The following is a 21,172-nucleotide window of genomic DNA, read 5'->3' on the forward strand; positions in this document are numbered from 1 at the left end:
TGCCGGTGCGTACCCGCCCGGCGGGGCTGCGCCGGGGCACAGCGGTCGGGGTCGAGGTCATCGGTCTCCTCGCGGGTCGGGGGTGGCGCGGATGGCGTCCACCGGGCAGATCTCCAGGCACTCCAGGCAGCCGGTGCACCGGTCGGCGCGGACGGTCAACCCACCGGCAGTGGGCAGGATCGCGTGCGTCGGGCAGGTGAGCAGGCACGCGCCGCAGCCCTGGCAGGCGTCGACGGTCACCGGCGCGGTCACGACCGCCACCGGTAGCCGCGCGGGGTCACCATCCGCCCGCCGACCATCCGGGTCTGCGAGCTGCCGACCACCACCACGCTGTACATGTCGACCGTCGCCGGGTCGACGGTGGCCAGGGTGGCCAGGTGCACCCGTTCGCCGTCGCGGCTGGCGTTGCGCACCACCCCGACCGGGGTGTCCGGCGCGCGGTACGCGGCGAAGGTCTTCAGGGCCGCGCCGAGCTGCCAGTCCCGGGCCCGGCTGCGCGGGTTGTACAGCAGCGCCACCAGGTCCCCCTCGGCGGCGGCGGTGATCCGCCGGGCGATGACCTCCCACGGGGTGTGCAGGTCGGACAGGCTCAGGTACACGTGGTCGTGCCCGAGCGGGGCGCCGAGCAGCGCCGAGGCGGCCAGCCCGGCGGTGACCCCGGGCACGCCCACCACGTCGATGCGTTCGTCGGCGTGCTCCAGGGCGGGGCTGGCCATCGCGTACACGCCGGCGTCGCCGGAGCCGACCAGCGCGACGGCGTGTCCGGCGGTGGCCTCGACGACGGCGGCCCGGGCCCGTTCCTCCTCCGCGCCGAGCCCGCTGACCAGCACCCGGGTACCCGGGCGGAGCAGGTCGCGGACCTGGTCGACGTACTGGTCGAGGCCGACGACCACGGCGGCCCCGCGCAGTTCGGCGACCGCGCGGGGAGTGCGCAGGTCGACCGCGCCCGGGCCGAGACCGACGACGGCCAGCCGGCCGCGCGGGACCTGCCGGGCCACCGCCACGGTGGCCATCGCCGAGGCGGTCTTCGGCACCAGCAGGGTTCCGCCGCCGGCGAGCGCCGCGGCCTCCGCGACGCTGGGGGTGCCGACGGCGGCGCGGACCACCTCGCTGGGGTGCGGCACGTCGACCGCCGCCAGCTGCGCCGCCGGCCGGGTCACCAGGGGTACGCCGAACGCGTCGGCGGTCGCCACGATGCCCGCCTCGTCGGCCTTGAGGTCCACGGTGGCCAGGCAGCGCAGGCTGGCCGGGGAGAGACCGGCGGCGGCGAGCACCCGGCGCAGCAGGTCGGTCACCTCGGCGGTGGGGACGCCACGGCTGGAGCCGATCCCGGCGACCAGGGACGGGGGCCGCAGCACGGCGGTCCGCCCGTCCGGCGGCACGACCCGGTCGGTGACCAGCAGCCGGTGGGCGTCGGCGGGGGCGTCGGGGTGGACGTTCGGCGGCAGGGCGGGCAGCGGCCAGGTGGCGTCGGCGACCAGCCGGACCGGCGCGCCGTCGAGGATCGCCCGGGACACCGCGGCGACCGCCCCCTCGACCGGCCAGCCCAGGGTGTCCAGCCCGGGAAGGCCGACCGCGTCGGTGGCGGTGGTGACCACCGGCTGGGCGTCGAGCAGCGCGGCCACCTCGGCGGCGAGCGTGTTGGCGCCGCCGCCGTGCCCGCCGAGCAGGGCGACGGCGTGCCGGGCCGCCTCGTCGACGACCACCACGCCCGGGTCGGTGCGTTTGTCGCCGAGCAGCGGCGCGAGGACCCGCACCACCGCCCCGGTGGCCAGGAACGCCACCACCGCGTCGCACTCGGCCCAGGCGGCACGCAGCGCGTCGGCGGCGCTGTCGGCGTCGACGAGCCGCGCGTGCGGCCAGGCGTCGGCGAGGACCCGGGCGTGCCGGCGGCCGGCGGCGGTGGCCGCGACGAGTCCGACGTGGCGGGTGGCAGGGCTGGTCACGGGCACTCCCCGGTGAGGACGACCACCGGGTTGGTGGCCGCGAGTCGGACGGAACCGCCGGGCAGGTCGGCCAGGCGGGCGGCGGCGAGCTGGCTGCCGGAGACGGCGTAGCCGGCGGCGCGCAGCAGGTGGACGGCGGGGGCGACCCGGTCCAGGGCGGCGAGGGTGACGACCACCCGGCCGGGCCGGCGGGCGGCCACCGCGTCGAGCACGTCGGTGCCGCCCCCGCCGACGAACACGGCGTCCGGATCGGGCAGTCCGCGCAGGGCCGCCGGGGCGTCGCCGGTCACCACCCGCAGGTGTACGCCGTGCCGGACGGCATTGGCGGCGACCGGCGCGGCCGGGTCCCGGTCGACGGCGACGACCGCCGCGCCGAGCAACGCGCACTCGATGCCGACCGAGCCGCTGCCCGCGCCGACGTCCCAGACGAGCCGGCCGATGCGGGGACGGAGCCGGGCGACCACGAGAGCCCGCACCTCCGCCTTGGTGATCATGGAGTCGCGGTGGGCGTACGCGGACTCGGGCAGCGCCCAGCCGCCGGCGGGCGCGGCGGCCGGCTGGTTGTCGGTCCGCATCGGCCCGACGCCGGACCGGAGCTTCCCGCCGGCCTCGGCGGTCGGGGCCAGGCTGAGCAGGACGTGCGGGTCGGCCCAGGTCCGTTCGGCCGCCGCCTCGGCGGTGGTCCGGGTGACCCGCTCCGCGTCGGTGCCGAGGTGCTCGGCGACGACGAGGTGCCGGGGCCAGCCGGCCAGTCCCGCGCCGATCTCGGCGGCCCCGGCCCCCGGGGCGGTGAGCACCGCGACGGCGGGCAGCGCCCGGCAGGCGTTCAGCGCCGGCCGCAGGTCCCGCCCGTGCGCGGTGATTACGGCCGCGCCGTCCCAGTCCAGGCCGGCGCGGGCGAAGGCCGCCGCGACGCTGGAGACGGCGGGCAGCACCCGCACCGGCAGCCCGGTGGCGCGCAGCCGGCGGACGATGCCGAAGAACCCGGGGTCGCCGCTGGCCAGGACGACGGCCGGCGCGCCGGCGGCGACGGCGGCGACAAGCCGGTCGAGGGCGGGGGCCAGTGGCCCGAGCACGACGGTCGCCGCGCCGACCGGCACGGTCACGGCGGCGAGGTGCCGGGCCGCCCCGACGACCAGCCGGGCCCCGGCGAGCAGCGGCGCGACGGCCGGATGCGGCGGGGCTCCCCCGGCGTCGACGCCGACCACGCTGACCAGCGGCTCGCCGGCGGCGGCCGGGGACCACGGGAGGCTCACGCCACCCACCGCCCGGAGGAGGCGACCACCCGGGAGCCGGCGAAGTCCACCATCGCCACGTCGACGGCGACACCGTGCCCGGCGAAGCGGAGCAGCACCTGGCGTACCCGGTGGCAGAGCAGGTCCCCGGCGGGACCGAGCAGCCCGGCGGCCTCCCACAGCTCGTACGCGTGCCGTCCGGTGTTCGCCGCCGCGACGGCCGCGACGAGGCCGGCGTCCCCGCCCGCCTCGGCGGTGACCGCGCCGAGCAGCGACAGGTCCACCTTGGACCGGGTGTAGTGGGTCATCAGGATCCCGGCGGCCAGCTTGGCCAGCTTGCCGGCCATCCCGACGAAGACCACCGAGGTCATGCCGTCGGTGACGGCGGCGGTGACCGCCGCGCCGGTGAAGTCGCCGACCTCGACGAAGCACACCTCGGGCAGCTCCGGCAGCAGCGCCCGGGCGGCCCGTTCGGTACGCCCGCCGGTGCACAGCACCACGGTCCGCTCCCCCTGCGCGGCCATCACCTGCACCGCCTGCACCACGCTGGCCCGCCACGAGGCGGTGGAGAAGGGACGGACGACGCCGGTGGTACCGAGGATGGAGATGCCGCCGAGGATGCCGAGCCGCCGGTTGGTGGTCTTGCGGGCCATCACCTCACCGCCCGGCACGCTGATCACCACGCGTACCCCCACCTCGGTCAGGTCGACCACCTCGGCGACGGCCTCGCCGATCATGCGGCGCGGGGTGTCGTTGATGGCCGGCCCGCCGACGGCCAGGCCGAGCCCGGGTTTGGTGACCGTGCCGACGCCGGGGCCGCCGTCGAGGCGCAGGCCCGGCTCGGCGTCCCAACCGACGGTCGCGGTCAGGTGCGCGCCGTGGGTGACGTCCGGGTCGTCCCCGGCGTCCTTGACCACCACCGCCTCGGCCCGCGCCTCGGGCGGCGGGGTGAGGTCGCAGCGGGCGACGGGGAAGGTGACCCGCCGTCCGGCGGGCAGCCCGATCTCCACCTCCCCCGGTGGTGTCCCGGTGACCAGGGCGGTCACCGCCGCCTTCGCCGCCGCCGTCGCGCAGGCCCCGGTGGTCCAGCCGGTACGCAGGGCGGCGGGTCGGACCTTCGCGGTGCGCGGCAGGTCCGGTTCCCGCAGCGGCGGCTCGGCGTACGTCATCGGGGCGGCCCGTCCCCGCCGGCTGTCCCGCCGGCGTCGACACCGGCGGTCCGGGCGCGGCGCAGTTCGGCCCGGGCGGCCGGCTCGGCCCGGCGGTAGGTGTGGAAGTGCCCGGGATGGTAGAGGTGCGAGCGGGTGCCGGCGGCGGCGAGCGCCGGACCGACCAGGAACAGGGTGTGCTTCCACAGTTTGTGTTCCTTGACCGTGGCCTCCAGCTCGCCGAGGGCGCAGCGGACCACCAGCTCGTCGGGCCAGGTCGCCTGGTAGGCCACCACGACCGGGGTGTCCGGCGGGTAGCCGCCGGCGAGCAGTTCGGCCTGCGCCTGCCCGGAGCGGGCGGCGGAGAGGAAGAGCGCCATGGTGGTGCCGTGCCGGGCGAACTCGCGGACCCGTTCCCCCGCCGGCATCGGCGTCTTGCCGCCCTCGAGCCGGGTGAGGATGACCGACTGGGCCACCTCGGGGATGGTCAGCTCGCGGCCGACGATCGCGGCCACGGCGGTGAACGAGGAGACCCCGGGAACCACCTCCACGGCCAGGTCGAGGGCCCGGCACAGGTCGAGCTGCTCCTGGACCGCGCCCCACAGCGCCGGGTCACCGGAGTGGATCCGCGCCACGGTCAGCCCGTCGGCGGCGGCCCGCCGGTACAGCGGCAGCACCCCCTCGATGGGCAGCTGGGAGGAGTCGACGATCTCGGCGTCGGGGCGGGCGTGGGCGAGCACGTCGGCGTGCACCAGGCTGGCCGCCCAGACGACCACGTCCGCCTCGGCGATCACCCGGGCGGCGCGCAGGGTGAGCAGGTCGGCGGCGCCGGGGCCGGCCCCGACGAACCACACCTTTCCGTTGGTCACAGCTTTCCTCCCCGCCGGTCCCGGCGGGCGGGCACCAGCAGCGTCGACAGGTATGGCAGGTCGTCGTCGGCGTCGTCGACCGTGCCGATCCGCTCGTCGGGCAGGCCGAGGCTGCGGCCGAGCACCGCGTCGGTCAGCCGGCCGTGGCGGCGCAGCGCGTCGACCAACTCCGGGTGGCGGCGCCAGCCCTTGTAGACCACGACGGTGCCGGGGCCGGCGAGGGCGTCGTCGACCAGTGCCGGCCCGGCGGTGGCCGGCAGCAGGGTGAGCGGCTCCCGGCCCTCGCACAGCGGCACGCCGCTGCGGGCGGCGAGGTCCTGCATGGCGGTGATCCCGGGCACGGCGCGCACCTCGACCGCCGGGCGCAGGGCACGCACGCTCTGTGCCAGGTAACCGAAGGTGGAGTAGACGTTCGGGTCGCCGATGGTGGCGAAGGCGACCGACCGGGCGCCGTCGTCGAAGGCGGCGACCACGGCCGCCGCGGCGGCGTCCCAGGCGGCCTCCCGGCGGGCGGTGACCCCGCCGGTGTCGTCGAGGGCGAACGGCAGCCGGCGCAACCGGTCTGACGGGACGTACCCGCGCACGGTGGCCTCCGCTCGGCCCGCCGGCGCGTCGCCGTCCGCTGACCGCCGGTCCAGCACCGGTACGACCACCAGGTCGGCCTCGCGCAGCACCCGCACCGCCCGCAGGGTGAGCAGGTCCGCCTCGCCCGGTCCGACGCCGACCCCGGTCAGCAGGGCGGCCGGGCCCGTGTCGAGCTCCGGGGCGTTCACCGGCTCGCCGCCTCGACCAGACGGCGGGCGGCCAGTGGTCGGCCGGCCCAGTGGGTGTGCAGGTAGGAGGCGTGCACCCGGCCGGTGACGAAACCGTGCGCGGTGTCGTTCCAGCGCCATGCCGGCCGGTCGCCGTGCGCCGGGTCGGTGACGGTGCGGTGGAACTCGTGGCCGCGTACCGGCTCGCCGGCGCGGTGGACCGGGGAGTCGGCGGCGGCGACGGCGTCGCGGTAGCCGATAGTGAGCCGCCCGGTCATCCGGGCGGTGTGCGGCAGCCGCCCGCACATCGGCACGCCGTCGAGGGTTTGGCCCAGGTAGAGCAGTCCGGCGCACTCGGCGACGATCGGCCCGTCGAAGCCGGCCAGGTCGGCGCGGAGCCCGGTGTTGGCCGCGAGGGCCTCGGCGTGCACCTCGGGAAAGCCGCCACCGACGACCACCGCCCGGGTGCCGGCCGGCAGGGCGGGGTCACGCAGCGGGTCGACGGTGACGACGGCGGCGCCGGCGGCGGCGAGCAGCTCGGCCGTCTCGGCGTACGAGAAGGTGAAGGCCGGCCCGCCGGCGACGGCGACGACCGGGCGGCCCGCGCCGGCCGGGCCGCCGACGGCGTCGGCCGGATCCCAGGCGGGAACGGTCAGCGGCGAGGCGGTACGGGCCAGGTCGAGCACGGCGTCGAGGTCGACGGTGGACTCGACCAGTGCGGCCAGCGCGTCGACCACGGCCACCGACTCCGGTGCCCGTTCGGCGACCGGCACCAGCCCGAGGTGGCGGGCGGGCGCGGCCACCTCGGCCGCCCGGGTGACCGCCCCGAGCACCGGTACGCCCACCTCGGCGAGCGCGTCGCGCAGCAGCCGCTCGTGCCGGGGCGAGCCGACCCGGTTGAGGATCACCCCGCCGACGCGCACCCGCGGGTCGAAGGCCCGCATGCCGAGCACCAGCGCGGCGGCGGAACGGCCCTGCGCGGTGGTGTCCAACACCAGCAGCACCGGCGCGTCGATGAGCCGGGCGACGTGCGCGGTGGAGGCGTACGCGCCGCGCCCGACCGCGCCGTCGTGCAGCCCCATCACGCCCTCGACCACGGCCACGTCGGCGGGGGTGGGGACGGCCGCGCCGTGCCGCAGCAGGGGCGCGACGCGGTCCTCGCCGACCAGCCACGGGTCGAGGTTGCGTCCGGGCCGGCCGGCGGCGAGCGCGTGGTAGCCGGGGTCGATGTAGTCGGGACCGACCTTGTGCGGGCTGACGGTCAGGCCACGGCGGCGCAGCGCGGCGAGCAGTCCGGTGGCCACGGTGGTCTTGCCGTGCCCGCTGGCCGGCGCGGCGACGACCAGCCGGGGCAGCGGCCAGGGGGCGGTCACCACTCGATCCCCTTCTGGCCCTTCTGGCCGGCGTCCATCGGGTGCTTGACCTTGGTCAGCTCGGCGACCAGGTCGGCGGCCTCGACCAGTCGGGGGTCGGCGTCCCGGCCGGTGATCACCACGTGCTGGAAGCCGGGCCGTTCGGTCAGGGTCGTCACCACCTCACCGACGTCGACCCAGCCCCACTTGATCGGGTAGGTGAACTCGTCGAGCACGTACAGGCCGTAGCGTTGCGCGGCGAGGTCGCGCTGGATCTGCCGCCAGCCCTCCAGCGCGTCGGCGGCGTGGTCGGTCTCGCCGCCGCGCTGGATCCAGGACCAGCCCTCGCCCATCTTGTGCCAGGCCACCGGGGCACCCTGGCCGGTGCGCTCGTGCACCTCGCCGAGGGCCCGGAAGGCGGCCTCCTCGCCGACCCGCCACTTGGCGCTCTTGACGAACTGGAACACCCCGATCGGCAGCCCGGCGGTCCAGGCGCGCAGCGCCAGCCCGAAGGCCGCGGTCGACTTTCCCTTCATCACTCCGGTGTGGACGATGGTGAGCGGCCGGTTGCGTCGCTGCCGGGTGGTCAGTCCGTCGGCGGGCACGTGCGAGGGCTTTCCCTGCGGCATCAGGCAACGCTCCTGGTGGTCGTGACGGACGGATGCGGGGTGTCACCGCGGCTGGAGTTCGGGCCGTACGAGGGGCGCGCGCCGGCCAGGGCGGCCAGCGGGGCGGTGGCGACCTCGGCGAGCCGGTGGTGGCCCGCGCCGAGCTGGGCGGCGAGCCGGCGGGCCAGGTCGAGGCGGACCGGGCCGGTCTCGCAGTCCACGACGACGCAGGGGGCGCCGGTCGCGGCGAGCACCGCCGCCGCGCGGGCGGCCCGGTCCAGCGGACGCGGCCCGGCGGTGGCCCGGCCGTCGGTGACGACCAGCACCAGGGGACGGCGTCTGGGGTCGCGCAGCCGCTCCAGGCGCAGCAGGTCGGCCGCCGCGAGCAGCCCCTCCGCGAGCGGGGTACGCCCCCCGGTGGGCAGTTCCGCCAGCCGCGTCGAGGCGGCCAGCACGGAGGAGGTGGCGGGCAGCACGGTCTGCGCGGCGACGCCCCGGAAGGCGACCACGGCGACCTTGTCCCGGCGCTGGTAGGCGTCGGTGAGCAGGGCGAGCACCGCTCCCTTGACCGCCGCCATCCGCTGTCGCGCGCCCATCGACCCGCTGGCGTCGACCACGAAGAGCACCAGGTTGCCCTCGCGTCCCTCGCGGACCGCCTCCCGCAGGTCGGCCGGGCGCAGCACGAGCGGTCCCCCGCGCCGGCCCCGCCCGTTCTGGTGCGGGGCGGCGGCCCGCAGGGTGGCGGGCAGGTGCAGCACGCCGGGCCGCCCGGCGGGCGTCCGGGCGCCGGTGGTCCGGCCCCGCCCGGTCCGCGCCCGTGAGCGCCGGCCGGGCACCCCGTCGCCGATGCCGGGGGCGGTGAACAGCCGGGCCTTCAGCCCCTGGTCGGGTACGGCCGCCGGCTGCGCCGTCGCCGCCTCGTCGCCGGGGAGGGGAACGTCGGTTTCGGGGGTGTCGCCCGCGCCGGTTCCGCCCGCACGGCCCTGCCCGCCGCGGTCCGGCTCGTCGGCACCACCGTCCGGTTCCGGGCCGGCGGGGTCACCGGAGCCGGAGCCGCTGTCCGGGCCGGAGCCGCCGTCGGGGCCACCGTCGCTGTCCGGGCCGGGATCGCCTGCCGAGCCGGGACCACCGCCGGGGCCACCGTCGTCCGGGTCGTCGGGGTGCTCCTCCCGGGCCCGCTCCAACGCCTCGTCGAGGCGCTTGTCGTCCAGGCCGGGGCTGTCGAACGGGTCGCGGCGGCGGCGGTGCGGTAGGGCCAGCCGGGCGGCGACCCGCACGTCCTCGGCGGTCACCCGCTCCCGGCCCTGCCACGCGGCGTGCGCTACGGCCGCTCGGGCGGTGACGATGTCGGCGCGCATCCCGTCGACGTCGAACGCCGCGCACACCTCGGCGATCTGCCGCAGGGCCGCGTCGGGCAGCACCACCCGGTCCAGCCGATGCCGGGCGGCGGCGACCCGGCGGGCCACCTCCGCGTCGGCGTCGGCCCACCGGGCGGCGAACCCGGCCGGGTCGGCGTCGGCGGCGAGCCGGCGGCGGACCACCTCCACGCGGACCGCCGGGTCGCGGCTGGCGGCCACCTCGACGGTCAACCCGAACCGGTCGAGCAGCTGGGGGCGCAGCTCCCCCTCCTCCGGGTTCATCGTGCCGACCAGCAGGAACCGCGCGGCGTGGCTGACCGAGACGCCTTCCCGCTCGACGTGGCAGCGACCCATCGCGGCGGCGTCGAGGAGCAGGTCGACCAGGTGGTCGTGGAGCAGGTTCACCTCGTCGACGTAGAGCACACCCCGGTGGGCGGCGGCGAGCAGGCCCGGGTCGAAGGCGCGTACCCCCTCGGCGAGGGCCTTCTCCAGGTCGAGCGAGCCGACCACCCGGTCCTCGGCGGCGCCGACGGGCAGCTCGACCAGGCGGGCCGGACGGCGCTCGGCCGGCGCGGCGGCCGGATGGGGCCCGTCCGGGCAGCCGGGGTCGGGTACGGCCGGGTCGCAGCCGAAGCGGCAGCCGGCCAGCGCGTCCACCGGCGGCAGCAGCGCCGCCAGGGCGCGGACGGCGGTGGACTTGGCGGTGCCCTTCTCGCCCCGCACCAGCACCCCGCCGATGGCCGGGCTGACCGCGTTGAGCAGCAGCGCCAGACGCATGTCGTCCATGCCGAGCACCGCCGAGAACGGATAGCTCATGCCCGATCCTCCAGGTCGCCCTCGCTGGCCAGGTACGTCTCGCGGAGCCGGTCCAGGGTGGCCGGGTCGGGCGCGGCCCACAGTCCCCGGTCGGCGGCCTCCAGCAGGCGTTCGGTGATGCCGCGCAACGCCCACGGGTTGGACCGCTGAAGGAACTCCCGGTTCTCCTCGTCGAAGACGTACGCGGCGGTCAGCTGCTCGTACATCCAGTCGTCGACGACACCGGCGGTGGCGTCGTAGCCGAACAGGTAGTCCACGGTGGCGGCCAGCTCGAAGGCGCCCTTGTAGCCGTGCCGGCGCATGGCGGCGATCCAGCGCGGGTTGACCACCCGGGCCCGGAACACCCGCCGGGTCTCCTCGCCGAGGGTGCGGGTCCGCACGTCGTGCGGCATCGCCGAGTCCCCCACGTACGCGGCCGGGGCCGCGCCGGTGAGGTGGCGGACCATCGCGACCATCCCGCCGTGGTACTGGAAGTAGTCGTCGGAGTCGACGATGTCGTGCTCGCGGGTGTCCTGGTTCTTCACCGCCACGGCGATCCGGGCGAAGGAGCGTTCCATGTCGGCGCGCGCCTCCCGGCCGTCGAGTCCCCGGCCGTACGCGTAGCCGCCCCAGACGGCGTACACCTCGGCGAGGTCGGCGTCGGTGCGCCAGTTGCGGGCGTCGATCAGTGGCAGCAGCCCCGCCCCGTACGCGCCGGGTTTGGAGCCGAAGATCCGGGCGGTGGCCCGCCGTTCGTCACCGTGCTCGGCGAGGTCGGCGGCGACGTGGGCGCGGACGTGGTTGTCGGTGTCCGGCTCGTCGAGGGCGGCGACCCGCCGTACCGCGTCGTCGATGAGCGCGACGACGTGCGGGAAGGCGTCCCGGAAGAAACCGGAGATGCGCACGGTGACGTCGACGCGGGGGCGGCCCAGCTCGGCCAGGGGCACCACCTCCACACCGGTGACCCGGCGGGACCGGTCGTCCCAGACCGGCCGGCACCCGAGCAGGGCGAGGACCTCGGCGATGTCGTCTCCCTGGGTCCGCATGGCGCTGGTGCCCCAGACGGTGAGCCCGACCGAGCGCGGGTACGTTCCGGTGTCGGCGAGGTGCCGGGCCAGCAGCGAGTCCGCGAGGGCCACGCCGACGTCCCAGGCGTTGCGGCTGGGGATGGCCTTCGGGTCGACGGAGTAGAAGTTGCGTCCGGTGGGCAGGACGTTGACCAGGCCCCGGGTGGGTGAGCCGGACGGGCCGGGCGGCACGAACCGCCCGTCGAGCGCGCCGATCAGCCGGTCGATCTCGTCGGTGGTGCGGTCCAGCCGGGGCACCACCTCGCGGGCGGCGAAGCGCAGCACCTCGGCGGCGTCGGGGATCGACCGTCCGGTGACCTCGTCGACGACGGCGTCCACCGTGGTGGCGTCCCAGCCGAGGGTCTCCATGCCGACGACGAGCCGGCGGGCCAGTCCCTCGATCAGGTCGACGGCGTCGGCTGCGGTGACGGCCGGCCCGTCCACCACCTTGGTCAGCGCCGCCGGCACGACGACCCGTTGCCCCGGCGCGGCGAGCAACGCCTGCTCGTCGAAACCGTACGCGGCGGCGAGGGCCTGCCGCAGGCCGGGCAGGGCGCGCACGCCGCCCCAGACCTGCGGGGCGCGCAGCACGGCGAGGACCAGGTTCACCCTGGCCTCCCCGGCGGGGGCCTCGGCGAGGATGTGCAGGCCGTCGCGGATCTGCACGTCCTTGACCTCGCACAGGTAGCCGTCGAGGTGCAGCACGAAGTCGTCGAAGTCGTCGGCGTCGGGCATGTCCTCGGTGTGCAGGTCGTGGTGCAGTTCGGCGGCCCGGACGAGCTGCCAGATCTGCGCCTGCACGGTGGGCACCTTGGCCGGGTCGAGGGCCTGCACGGTGGCGTACTCGTCGAGGAGCTGTTCCAGCTTCGCCAGGTCGCCGTAGGTTTCCGCGCGGGCCATCGGTGGGACGAGGTGGTCCACGACGACGGCGTGGGCGCGGCGTTTGGCCTGGGTTCCCTCGCCGGGGTCGTTGACGATGAACGGGTAGACCAGCGGCAGGTCGCCGAGGACGGCGTCGGGGGCGCAGTCTGCGGCGAGCCCGAGGCCCTTGCCGGGCAGCCATTCCAGGGTGCCGTGCTTGCCGAGGTGCACCACCGCGTCCGCGCCGAAGCCGCCGTCGGCGGCCGGGGCGGCCAGCCACCGGTACGCGGCCAGGTAGTGGTGGCTGGGCGGCAGGTCCGGGTCGTGGTAGATGGCGACGGGGTTCTCGCCGAAGCCGCGCGGCGGCTGGATCAGCAGCGTCACGTTGCCGAAGCGCAGCCCGGCGAGGACGACGTCGCCGCCGTCGACGTACAGCTCGCCGGGGGGCTCGCCCCAGTGTTCCCGGATCGCCTCGCGCAGGTCGGCCGGCACCCGCGCGAACCAGCGCCGGTAGGTCTGCCCCGGCACCCGGGCCTCGGCGGCGGCGAGCTGTTCGGGGGTGAGCCACTCCACGTCGTGCCCGCCGGCGGCGATCAGCGCGTGGATCAGCGCGTCCCCGTCGACAGGCGGCGGGGCGTCGCCGAGGTGGTAGCCGGCGTCGGCGAGGGCGGCCAGCAACCGCACCGCCGAGGCGGGGGTGTCCAGGCCGACGGCGTTGCCGACCCGGGAGTGTTTCGTCGGGTACGAGCTGAGCACCACCGCGACCCGCTTGTCGGCGTTCGGCACGTGCCGCAGCCGGGCCTGCCGCACCGCGATGCCGGCGACCCGGGCGGCGCGCTCGGGGTCGGCGGCGTAGACCGACAGCCCGTCGGCGTCGATCCGCTTGAACGAGAACGGCACGGTGACGATCCGGCCGTCGAACTCGGGGATGGCCACCTGCATGGCGGCGTCCAGCGGGGACAGTCCCGCGTCGCTGTCGGCCCACTGTTCCCGGGTGCTGGTGAGGCAGAGCGCCTGGATGACCGGGACGTCGAGGGCGGCGAGCGCGCCGACGTCCCAGGCGTCCTCGTCGCCCCCGCCGGAGGCGTCGGCGGCGACCGTGCCGCCGGCGGCGAGAACGGTCACCACCAGGGCGTCGCAGCGGGCGAAGAGGTCCAGGGGGCCGGTGCCGGGGGCCAGTCCGCGCAGCGAGCCGCAGAAGATCGGGACCGGGTTGCCGCCGGCGGCGGTGACCGCGTCGGCGAGCACGTCGACGAAGCCGGTGTTGCCGGCCAGGGCGTGTGCCCGGTAGAAGACGATCCCGACGGTGGGCCGGTCCGCTTCGACTTGGCGGTCGCCGTGCACCCCGTACGCCGGGGTGGCGGCGGGCGGCGCGAAGCCCTCGCCGGTGAGCAGGACCGTGTCGGAGAGGAACCGGGCCAGCTGGGCGAGGTTCTCCGGACCCCCTTCGACCAGGTAGGACAGTGCTTCGGTGGCCACCCCGGCAGCCACCGTGGAGGTGGCCATCAGCTCGGCGTCGGGCACCGCCTCGCCGCCGAGGACGACCGTCGGCACGCCGGAGGCGAGCACCGCGGCGAGGCCGTCCGGCCACGCCTGACGGCCGCCGAGCAGCCGTACGACGGCCAGGTCGACGCCGTCGAGCAGCCCGGGCACGGCGTCGACGCCGACCCGGGCGGGATTGGCCAACCGGTAGTCGGCGCCGCTGGCGCGGGCGGCGAGCAGGTCGGTGTCGGCGGTCGACAGCAGCAGGATGCGCACGGGGCGGCTCCGGAGAGTGACACCCGGACTGCCGCGCGGACGGTCGGGCGATGACGAGGGATGGGCGCGGGGTCGGCGGGCCCGCCGGGCGCGGGTCTGACCCGGCCGGCGCAAGCCGGCCGGGTCAGCGGTGCGCGGTGCGGCGACCGGCGCGGAGGCGGCCGGTCCGGAGGGCGGTGCGGGGGGTGGCGGTGCGGCGGATCGCGGGTGCGGCGGCGTGCCCGGATCGGGTACGGCGGGAGCCGCTGGCGGTGGGGACGCTGCGCGTCATCGGGTCCTCCTCGGGTGTCCACGCCCTGGGGTCACTCCGACGGCCGAAGTATCCTGGCTCCCGGATCGACGCTCACCCCCGGCCTTCCAACCGCAGACACACGGCCGTGGCGCACGAGGGGGGATCGCTCCCCGGTGACAGTGGCGGGACCGCGCCGGAATCGCACCGGCTTCCTTCACTGCCGTCAGGCCGCGAATGCTGCCACACCCCTCGCCGCCGGGTCAACGCGTCGCCACCCGGCCGGCGGTGGTCGCATCCAGCCCGTGATCGTCAGCTGCTCAGCGGTGAGTTGCCCAGCCGGCACCGGGTCGGTCGTGGACGGGCACAATCTGGCGCGTCGCCCTCAGCGCATCCGGCGCTCCGGGTGGGCCCGGTTCCAGGCGCGCATCCGCTCCGGGTAGCCGGTCTTCGCCGCCTCGTACAGCGGCACCGCATGCCGGTGCGCCAGCTTCGCCGCCGCCCGTGGCGAGCCGGTGCGGCGGCGGATCCACTCACCGTCGTGGGCGATCGCCATCACGGTGGTGTCGGTGGCGGCGGTCTCCGGTTCGAGGTAGAACTCCACGCCGTGCCGGCTGGTCACGAACGCCTCCAGCGCGGCCAGGTCGTCCCGGGTGCCCTCCCGGTCGAGCTTCGTCGGGATCCCCTCCACGGTTCGGGACCGCCGGCTGAACCAGCCCATCTGCCCGCTCCTTCCCTCGGCTGACCTCCAGTGGAGCACCCGAACCTGTCAGCAGGCTGCGAGGACGGTGACAACGAGCTGACCGCGTCAGCCGAGCGCGGCCAGGTCCGTGTCGGTCAGCCGCAACGCGCCGGCGGCGACGTTCTCCACCAGGTGCGCCGGGTCGCCGGTGCCGGGGATGACCAGCACGTGCGGCCCCTGGTGCAGGGTCCAGGCGAGGCGTACCTGCTGCGGGGTCGCCCCGTGCGCCCGGGCCACCGCCCGCACGGCGTCGGCGTGCTCGGTCACCGCGCCGGACTCCCGCCGCGTCCCGGTCAGGGTGAAGAACGGCACGTACGCCACCTGCCGCGCCCCGCACTCGCGCAGCAGCGCGTCCTGGTCGCCCCGGTTGTCGAGGGCGTAGGTGTTCTGCACGCAGACCACCGGGGCGATCGCCTGCGCCTCGTCGAGGTGGTCGAGGCGGACGTTGGACAGGCCAAGGTGCCGGATCAGCCCGGCCTCGCGCAGCGCGGCGAGGGCGCCGAAGGACTCGGCGACGCGGTCCCGGCCCGGCCGCCGCACGATCCGCAGGTTGACCACGTCGAGGTGGTCGCGGCCGAGCCGGCGCAGGTTCTCCTCCACCTGGGCGCGCAGCCCGGCCGGGGAGGCGTCCTCGCGCAGGCCGTCGGCCGGGTCGTACGCGAAGCCGACCTTGGTGGCGATCACCAGGTCCTCCGGGTACGGGGCGAGCGCGGCCCGGATCAGCTCCGTGGCGTACCGGACCGGCCCGGTGCCGACGTCGAGGGTGCCGCCGGGCGAGACGTAGAAAGCGGCGGTGTCGATGTGGTTCACGCCCAGCGCGACGCCGCGGCGCAGCACGGCGACCGCCCGGCTGGGGTCCGGGTGCGGAGTGATCCGCATGGAGCCGAAACCCATCCGGCGCACGGTCGCGTCGCCCAGGGTCCAACTGCCCGCGGCGGTCGCGGTGATCTCCTCGTCAGGCATCGGGCGACAGTAGTCACCGGGCCGCCCGCCGCGCAGTCGGTCGCGTACCCGATACCCCGGGCAGCCGTGCGCTGCTACGTTCTACGCGTGGGACGGTCCGCCGGTGGGCGGATCACCGGCACCAGGGCCAACGTCGGGATCAGCAGCAGCGGCACCACCAGCAGCGCGTGCAGCGTCCCCACCCGGTCACCGAGCAGGCCCAGCAGCGGCGGGCCGGCCAGGAACGCCGTGTAGCCGATCACCGCGACCACGCTGACCCGGACGGCGGCGTGGGCCTCGTCGTCGGCGGCGGCGCTCATCCCGACCGGGAAGCCGAGCGAGGCGCCGATGCCCCACAGCGCCACCCCGACCATCGCCACCGGCTGGTTGTCGGCGAGCACCGCCAGGCCCGCGCCGGCCACGGCGAGCAGGATCGTGCCGAACAGCACCGGCACCCGGCCCCAGCGGTCGATCAGGACGGTGCCGGCGGTCCGGCCGAGGGTCATGCCGGCGACGAAGATGCCGTAGACGGCCGCCCCGGTCGCCTCGTTGACGCCGTGCCCGTCGATGAAGGCGACCGCGACCCAGTCGGTGGCGCTGCCCTCGGCGAACGCCATGACCAGGACCAGCGCGCCGATGAGCAGGGTACGTGGCTCCCGCCAGGCGGCCCACAGGCCACCGCGACGAGCCGCACCGCCGTCGCTGTCCGCCGACGCGTGCGGCGCCGGCAGGAACGCCCGCGCGCCGAGCAGCGTGCCGCCGAGCACCAGGGCGGCCATTACGCCCAGGTGCGCCCAGATCGGCAGACCGACCCGGGCGGCGCCGGCGCCGAGCCCCGCGCCGGCCACCGAGCCCAGGCTCCAGGCGGCGTGGAAGCGGGGCAGGATGGTGCGCCCGAGCCGCTTCTCCACCGCCGCGCCCTCGACGTTCATCGCGACGTCGCAGGCGCCCAACCCGTAGCCGAAGACGACCAGCCCGACCGCCACGCCGGGCAGCCAGCCGACCAGCCCGGTGGCGAGCCCGGCGGCGGTCAGACCGAGGGCGACCAGCACGGTGGCGACCACCACCGTGCGGGCCGGGCCGAGGCGCTGGGTGACCAGGCCGGCCGTGGACAGGGCGAGCACCGCTCCGGCCGACAGTGCGATGAGCAGCAGGCCGAGCCGGCCGGCGCTGAGGTCCAACGCCTCCCGGACCGCCGGAACCCGGGAGAACCAGGTGGCCACGGCGAGGCCGTTGAGGGCGAAGACCACCGCGACGCCGGTGCGGGCGGCGAGCACCACCGGAGGTGCGGCGGCAACGGATGGTGCGGTGACCGGATCGGCTGGCCTCACGGGGGTCCTCTCGTCGGCGTCGTGCTCGACCATCGCACACCTGAAAGCGCTACCAGCACAAACCGTTCCCCGCCCCTTACCAGGTCGGCACCCGACGAGGCATGATCACGGGGAGAGCGCTCCCACCCCCGACGACGTGGAGGATCCCATGACCTCGGCGCACCGTCCGGCCACCCTGGACGACGTGGCCCGGCTGGCGGACGTGTCCCGCTCGACCGCGTCCCGGGTCGTCGCGGGCACCGGGTTCGCCTCACCGGCCGCTCGAGACCGGGTGCTGGCCGCCGTCGACCGCCTCGGGTACGTACCGAACGCGACGGCCAGGGCACTGGTACGCGGTGGCGGTGTCCGGTTGGTGGTGGCGGTCTCCGGCGTCACCGCGGCCGTGCTGGACGACCCGTACGTCGACCGGGTCGTCGGCGCCGCCGCGCGGGCCTGCGCGTCGTACCCGGTCGGGGTGGTGCTGCACTGGCTCCCGCTGCACGGCTCGGCCACCCTGGAGCGGATCGCGCGGGACCGCGGCGTCGCCGGCGTGGTGCTGGTGAACGCCACCGAGCCACTGCTCGACACCATCCCGGCGGGACTGCGGGGCCGGATCGCGTCGATCGGTATCGGCACCCCGACGGTGCCCTCCTTCGACGTGGACAACGCCGGCGGGGCCGATCAGGTCGTCCGTCACCTGTACGCCTCGGGCCGCCGCCGGATCGCGATGGTGACCGGCCCGCGGTGGCTGTCCTGCGCCGGCCGTGTCGTCGGGGCCTACCAGCGGATCATGCGGGAGTCCGGGCTGCCGGTCCGCCTGGTTTCCGGGGACTTCACCGCCGAGCGGGGCCGGGCGGCGGCCGGCGAGTTGCTGGCCCGGTGGCCCGACACCGACGCCGTCTTCGCCGTCAACGACCTGACCGCGTTGGGGGTGATCGCCGGGCTCCGGGAGACCGGCGTACGGGTGCCCGGCGACATCGCGGTCGCCGGGTTCGACGACATCCCGCACGCCGCGCTGAACACGCCCGCCCTCACCACGGCCAGCCACCCGGTCGGGCCGATCGCCGCCGCGGCGGCGACCGCGGTGCTGCACAACCGGCCCGTCCCGCCGGTGACCTCGTTCCCCTCCGCGCTGGTCCGCCGCACGAGCGCCTGAGCCCCGCCGCGTTCCACGCCGCGCGACCACCGCGCCGCCCCGCGTCCGCGCCGCCGCGCGACCCCCACCACGGGGTCCGCCGCCCGCGCCGGCGCCTTGTCCACCCGGCCGGCATCTTTGCACTTCGGGTGCCCCGAGCCGGCCGAGCCCGCGGCGCATCGATGGCCTTCTCGCTGCCCGTGCGGCGGCTCCTGGCGCCGGCCATCGACATCGTTACTTGACATCCCAAACTTAAGCAGCTTAATAATGGCTTGACGAGCCGGCTCGGCCCGCTCGAAGCATCGCCGCTTCACCACGGCGATCCGACAAAGGGATCTACTGATGTCACTCTTCTCGCGACGCCTGGTCCGGCGTCTCGGTTTCTTGACCGTCGTGTCCACCGCAGCCACGCTCACGATCACCGCCTGCTCCGGCGATTCACCCTCCGGCACCTCCAACGCCGCGAACAGCTCCATCAGCATCAACGGGACCGCCTCCACGATCGTCGAGAACTGGAACCCGTTCTCACCCACGCAGTTGCAGCCCACGCTGGGTGTCATCCACGAGGCGCTCTACTACTACAACTTGGCCAGCGACGTCCCGCCGCGGCCGATGCTGGCGACCGCGTACTCGTGGGACACCGCCGGCAGGCAGCTGACGATCACCACTCGCGAGGGCGTCAAGTGGTCCGACGGTCAGCCGTTCACCGCCAGGGACGTCGCCTTCACCTTCGAACTGATCCGCCAGAACAAGGCGATCAACGGGAGCGGTCTCACGCTCACCTCGGCGAAGGCCACCGACGACAAGACCGTCGTGCTGACGTTCCCGACCACCTCGTTCGTCAACGAACCGGGCGTCCTCGGCAACACCGCGATCATTCCGGAACATGTCTGGAGCAAGATCAGCGACCCGGCGAAGACCACCAACCCCAAACCGGTGGGCACCGGCCCGTACAAGCTCAAGTCGCTCAACGCGCAGGGCTTCGTGATGGAGAAGAACCCGAACTACTGGCAGCCGGGCAAGCCGGAGATCCAGACGGTCCGCTACATCACCCTGGCCACCGCGGACGCGGCGAGCGCCGCCCTGACCGCGGGCCAGGTGGACTGGATGAGCTCGTACATCCCGAACCTCGACAAGATCATCGCAGGCCACAAGAACCTCGCCTACGTGAACACGCCGGCCCTGACGGCATCGATCTTCACCTGCTCGAACGCGGCCATGGGTTGCAAGGGCCCACAGACCGACCGGGCCGTACGCCAGGCCATGTACCACGCGCTCAACCGCGACCAGCTCAACAAGCTGGCCGGTGGCGGCTTCGCCGGGACGGCCTCGCCGACGCTGCTGCTGCCCGATCGTGACCAGAAGTGGATCGCGGACCCGGCCAACCTCAAGACGCCGGCCGGCTCCGATGTCGCCAGGGCCAACCAGATCCTGGACGCGGCCGGCTGGGTCAGGGGCGCCGACGGCATCCGCAGCAAGGGCGGCGAGCGGCTGTCGATGCGGATCCAGACCGTGACCGGCTGGAGTGACTTCATCTCGCTCAACGACGCGATGGCGCAGCAGTTCAAGGAGGTCGGCATCGAGCTGAAGCCCACCCAGTTGTCCTCCAACGAGTGGAACGACAACCAGGTGCAGGGCAACTTCCAGTTGTCGCTCGACTCGATCGGCCTGGGCGCGTCGTCCAACCCGTACTACACCTACAACGGGCGCTACACCTCGGCCACCACGGCGAAGGTCGGCGAGTCGGCCGGCACCTCCGGCAACTACGCCCGCTACAGCAACCCGACGGTCGACCAGGCGGTCGCCGCCGCCGCGGCGACCAACGACGAGAACGCGCAGAAGCAGCAGTACGCCAAGATCCAGGCGCAGATCGTCCAGGACCTGCCGTACATCCCGATCTACCTGAACTCGACGCTGACCCAGTTCAACACCAGCCGGGCGACCGGATGGCCGACCAACGACAACAAGTACGCCTTCCCGGCCACCTGGAAGTCGTGGGACAGCGGCATCGTCCTGACCACCCTGAAGCCGGCCGGCTGAGCGGCGTCGGCGGCCGACGTGCACCTCCTGCGGAAGGTCGGGTTCTACGTGATCGCCCTGTGGGCGGCACTCACGGTGAACTTCATCATCCCCCGACTCATGCCGGGCGACCCGGTCTCGCTGCTCATCGCCAAGCTCGGGCAGCGTGGACCGGTGACCCCGGAAGCCAGGGCGTCCATCGAGGTGCTGCTCGGCACCGACACCGACCAGCCCCTGCTCGCGCAGTACGTCGACTACCTGGGCAACCTCGCCACCGGGGACCTGGGGCTGTCGGTGTCGTACTTCCCGGCGCCGGTCACGTCGATCATCGGCCAGACACTGCCGTGGACGATCGGGCTCATCGGTCTGGCGACGGTCATCTCGTTCCTGCTGGGCATCGGGCTCGGCACCGTCGCCGGGTGGAAACGCGGGTCGTGGTTGGACAACCTGATCCCGGTGACCACGATGTTCCAGTCGGTGCCGTACTTCTGGCTGGCGCTGATCCTGCTCTTCGTGTTCGGCAGCGTGTGGCCGGTCTTTCCGCTCAACGGCGGCTACGACATCTACGACACGGTGCCCGGCTGGAACGCCGAGTTCATCGGCTCGGTCCTCTACTACGGCACGCTACCCGCGCTGACGATCATCATCTCGTCGGTCGGCGGCTGGATGCTCGGCATGCGCAACATGATGGTCTCGACGCTGTCCGAGGACTACCTGCTCACGGCCGAGGCCAAGGGCCTGCGGCCGGGCCGGGTGATGCGCACGTACGCGGCACGTAACGCGATCCTCCCGTCGATCTCGGGCTTCGCGATCTCGCTGGGTTTCGTCGTGGCCGGCTCGATCGTCACCGAGGCGGTGTTCTCGTACCCCGGGATCGGCTCGGCGCTGCTGCAGGCGGTCGGCAGTAACGACTACGCGCTGATGCAGGGCATCTTCCTGGTCATCACGCTCTCCGTGCTCGGCGCCAACCTGCTGGTCGATCTCCTGTACTCGGTCATCGACCCGCGTACCAGAGCACGGACCTGACCGGTGAAAGGACCAATGAC

The 21,172-nt window shown here is 75.1% G+C and carries 17 protein-coding genes and 1 riboswitch; of the genes, 3 read left to right on the plus strand and 14 right to left on the minus strand.

Going from position 1 to position 21,172, the window contains the following annotated elements:
• Nucleotides 1-57: 57 nt before the first annotated feature.
• From E1165_RS11490 to E1165_RS11550, 14 genes are all read right to left on the minus strand, one after another.
• Nucleotides 58-261 (minus strand): DUF362 domain-containing protein, encoded by a 204-nt coding sequence (locus E1165_RS11490; RefSeq protein WP_132390583.1) that lies wholly within the window; start codon nt 259-261, stop codon nt 58-60.
• A complete protein-coding gene (gene cobJ, locus E1165_RS11495; protein ID WP_371687331.1) occupies nt 249-1,946 on the minus strand; it encodes a precorrin-3B C(17)-methyltransferase in 1,698 nt (565 codons plus the stop codon). Before cobJ ends, E1165_RS11490 begins: the two co-directional genes overlap by 13 nt.
• Nucleotides 1,943-3,211, minus strand: coding sequence for a precorrin-6y C5,15-methyltransferase (decarboxylating) subunit CbiE (gene cbiE / locus E1165_RS11500; RefSeq protein ID WP_132390587.1), 1,269 nt, complete (start codon nt 3,209-3,211; stop codon nt 1,943-1,945). Before cbiE ends, cobJ begins: the two co-directional genes overlap by 4 nt.
• On the minus strand, nt 3,199-4,350 hold the full coding sequence (locus E1165_RS11505; RefSeq protein WP_132390589.1) for a cobalt-precorrin-5B (C(1))-methyltransferase: 1,152 nt from the start codon (nt 4,348-4,350) through the stop codon (nt 3,199-3,201). The genes cbiE and E1165_RS11505 overlap by 13 nt, the downstream gene beginning before the upstream one ends.
• Nucleotides 4,347-5,198, minus strand: a complete 852-nt coding sequence (gene cobM, locus E1165_RS11510) for a precorrin-4 C(11)-methyltransferase (RefSeq protein WP_132390591.1) — start codon at nt 5,196-5,198, stop codon at nt 4,347-4,349. The genes E1165_RS11505 and cobM overlap by 4 nt, the downstream gene beginning before the upstream one ends.
• The gene (cobI, locus tag E1165_RS11515; protein ID WP_165945195.1) at nt 5,195-5,971 is read right to left on the minus strand and encodes a precorrin-2 C(20)-methyltransferase; all 777 of its coding nucleotides are present in this window, start codon (nt 5,969-5,971) and stop codon (nt 5,195-5,197) included. The genes cobM and cobI overlap by 4 nt, the downstream gene beginning before the upstream one ends.
• Entirely contained in the window at nt 5,968-7,326 is a 1,359-nt protein-coding gene (locus E1165_RS11520; RefSeq protein WP_132390595.1) for a cobyrinate a,c-diamide synthase, read from the minus strand. Before E1165_RS11520 ends, cobI begins: the two co-directional genes overlap by 4 nt.
• Nucleotides 7,320-7,931 (minus strand): cob(I)yrinic acid a,c-diamide adenosyltransferase, encoded by a 612-nt coding sequence (cobO, locus tag E1165_RS11525; protein WP_132390597.1) that lies wholly within the window; start codon nt 7,929-7,931, stop codon nt 7,320-7,322. The genes E1165_RS11520 and cobO overlap by 7 nt, the downstream gene beginning before the upstream one ends.
• The gene (locus E1165_RS11530) at nt 7,931-10,084 is read right to left on the minus strand and encodes a putative cobaltochelatase (protein WP_132390599.1); all 2,154 of its coding nucleotides are present in this window, start codon (nt 10,082-10,084) and stop codon (nt 7,931-7,933) included. Before E1165_RS11530 ends, cobO begins: the two co-directional genes overlap by 1 nt.
• Nucleotides 10,081-13,749: a cobaltochelatase subunit CobN gene (cobN, locus tag E1165_RS11535; protein ID WP_132390601.1), complete on the minus strand. Its 3,669-nt coding sequence runs from the start codon at nt 13,747-13,749 to the stop codon at nt 10,081-10,083. The genes E1165_RS11530 and cobN overlap by 4 nt, the downstream gene beginning before the upstream one ends.
• A 124-nt stretch (nt 13,750-13,873) precedes the next feature.
• Complete coding sequence (locus E1165_RS28930; protein ID WP_165945198.1) at nt 13,874-14,020, minus strand: hypothetical protein; 147 nt, start codon at nt 14,018-14,020, stop codon at nt 13,874-13,876.
• 46 nt (nt 14,021-14,066) lie between these two features.
• A riboswitch (cobalamin riboswitch) is annotated at nt 14,067-14,196 on the minus strand.
• A gap of 167 nt (nt 14,197-14,363) precedes the next feature.
• The gene (locus E1165_RS11540; protein WP_132390603.1) at nt 14,364-14,699 is read right to left on the minus strand and encodes a hypothetical protein; all 336 of its coding nucleotides are present in this window, start codon (nt 14,697-14,699) and stop codon (nt 14,364-14,366) included.
• 87 nt (nt 14,700-14,786) lie between these two features.
• Nucleotides 14,787-15,683 carry an aldo/keto reductase gene (locus E1165_RS11545; RefSeq protein WP_132390605.1) on the minus strand — a complete coding sequence of 299 codons (897 nt, stop codon included), beginning with the start codon at nt 15,681-15,683 and terminating at the stop codon, nt 14,787-14,789.
• Nucleotides 15,684-15,757: 74 nt separating this feature from the next.
• Nucleotides 15,758-17,026: an MFS transporter gene (locus E1165_RS11550; protein ID WP_132390607.1), complete on the minus strand. Its 1,269-nt coding sequence runs from the start codon at nt 17,024-17,026 to the stop codon at nt 15,758-15,760.
• 115 nt (nt 17,027-17,141) lie between these two features.
• On the opposite strand from E1165_RS11550, the gene E1165_RS11555 reads away from it, so the two are divergent.
• The 3 genes from E1165_RS11555 (at nt 17,142) to E1165_RS11565 (ending at nt 21,152) form a co-directional block, all read left to right on the plus strand.
• Nucleotides 17,142-18,128, plus strand: coding sequence for a LacI family DNA-binding transcriptional regulator (locus E1165_RS11555; RefSeq protein WP_132390609.1), 987 nt, complete (start codon nt 17,142-17,144; stop codon nt 18,126-18,128).
• A 321-nt stretch (nt 18,129-18,449) separates the two neighbouring features.
• Nucleotides 18,450-20,147, plus strand: a complete 1,698-nt coding sequence (locus tag E1165_RS11560; protein WP_132390611.1) for an ABC transporter substrate-binding protein — start codon at nt 18,450-18,452, stop codon at nt 20,145-20,147.
• Nucleotides 20,148-20,165: 18 nt separating this feature from the next.
• Complete coding sequence (locus tag E1165_RS11565) at nt 20,166-21,152, plus strand: ABC transporter permease (protein ID WP_132390613.1); 987 nt, start codon at nt 20,166-20,168, stop codon at nt 21,150-21,152.
• Nucleotides 21,153-21,172: the final 20 nt, after the last annotated feature.

The sequence above is a fragment of the Micromonospora sp. KC723 genome, assembly GCF_004348595.1.
Lineage (GTDB): Bacteria > Actinomycetota > Actinomycetes > Mycobacteriales > Micromonosporaceae > Micromonospora.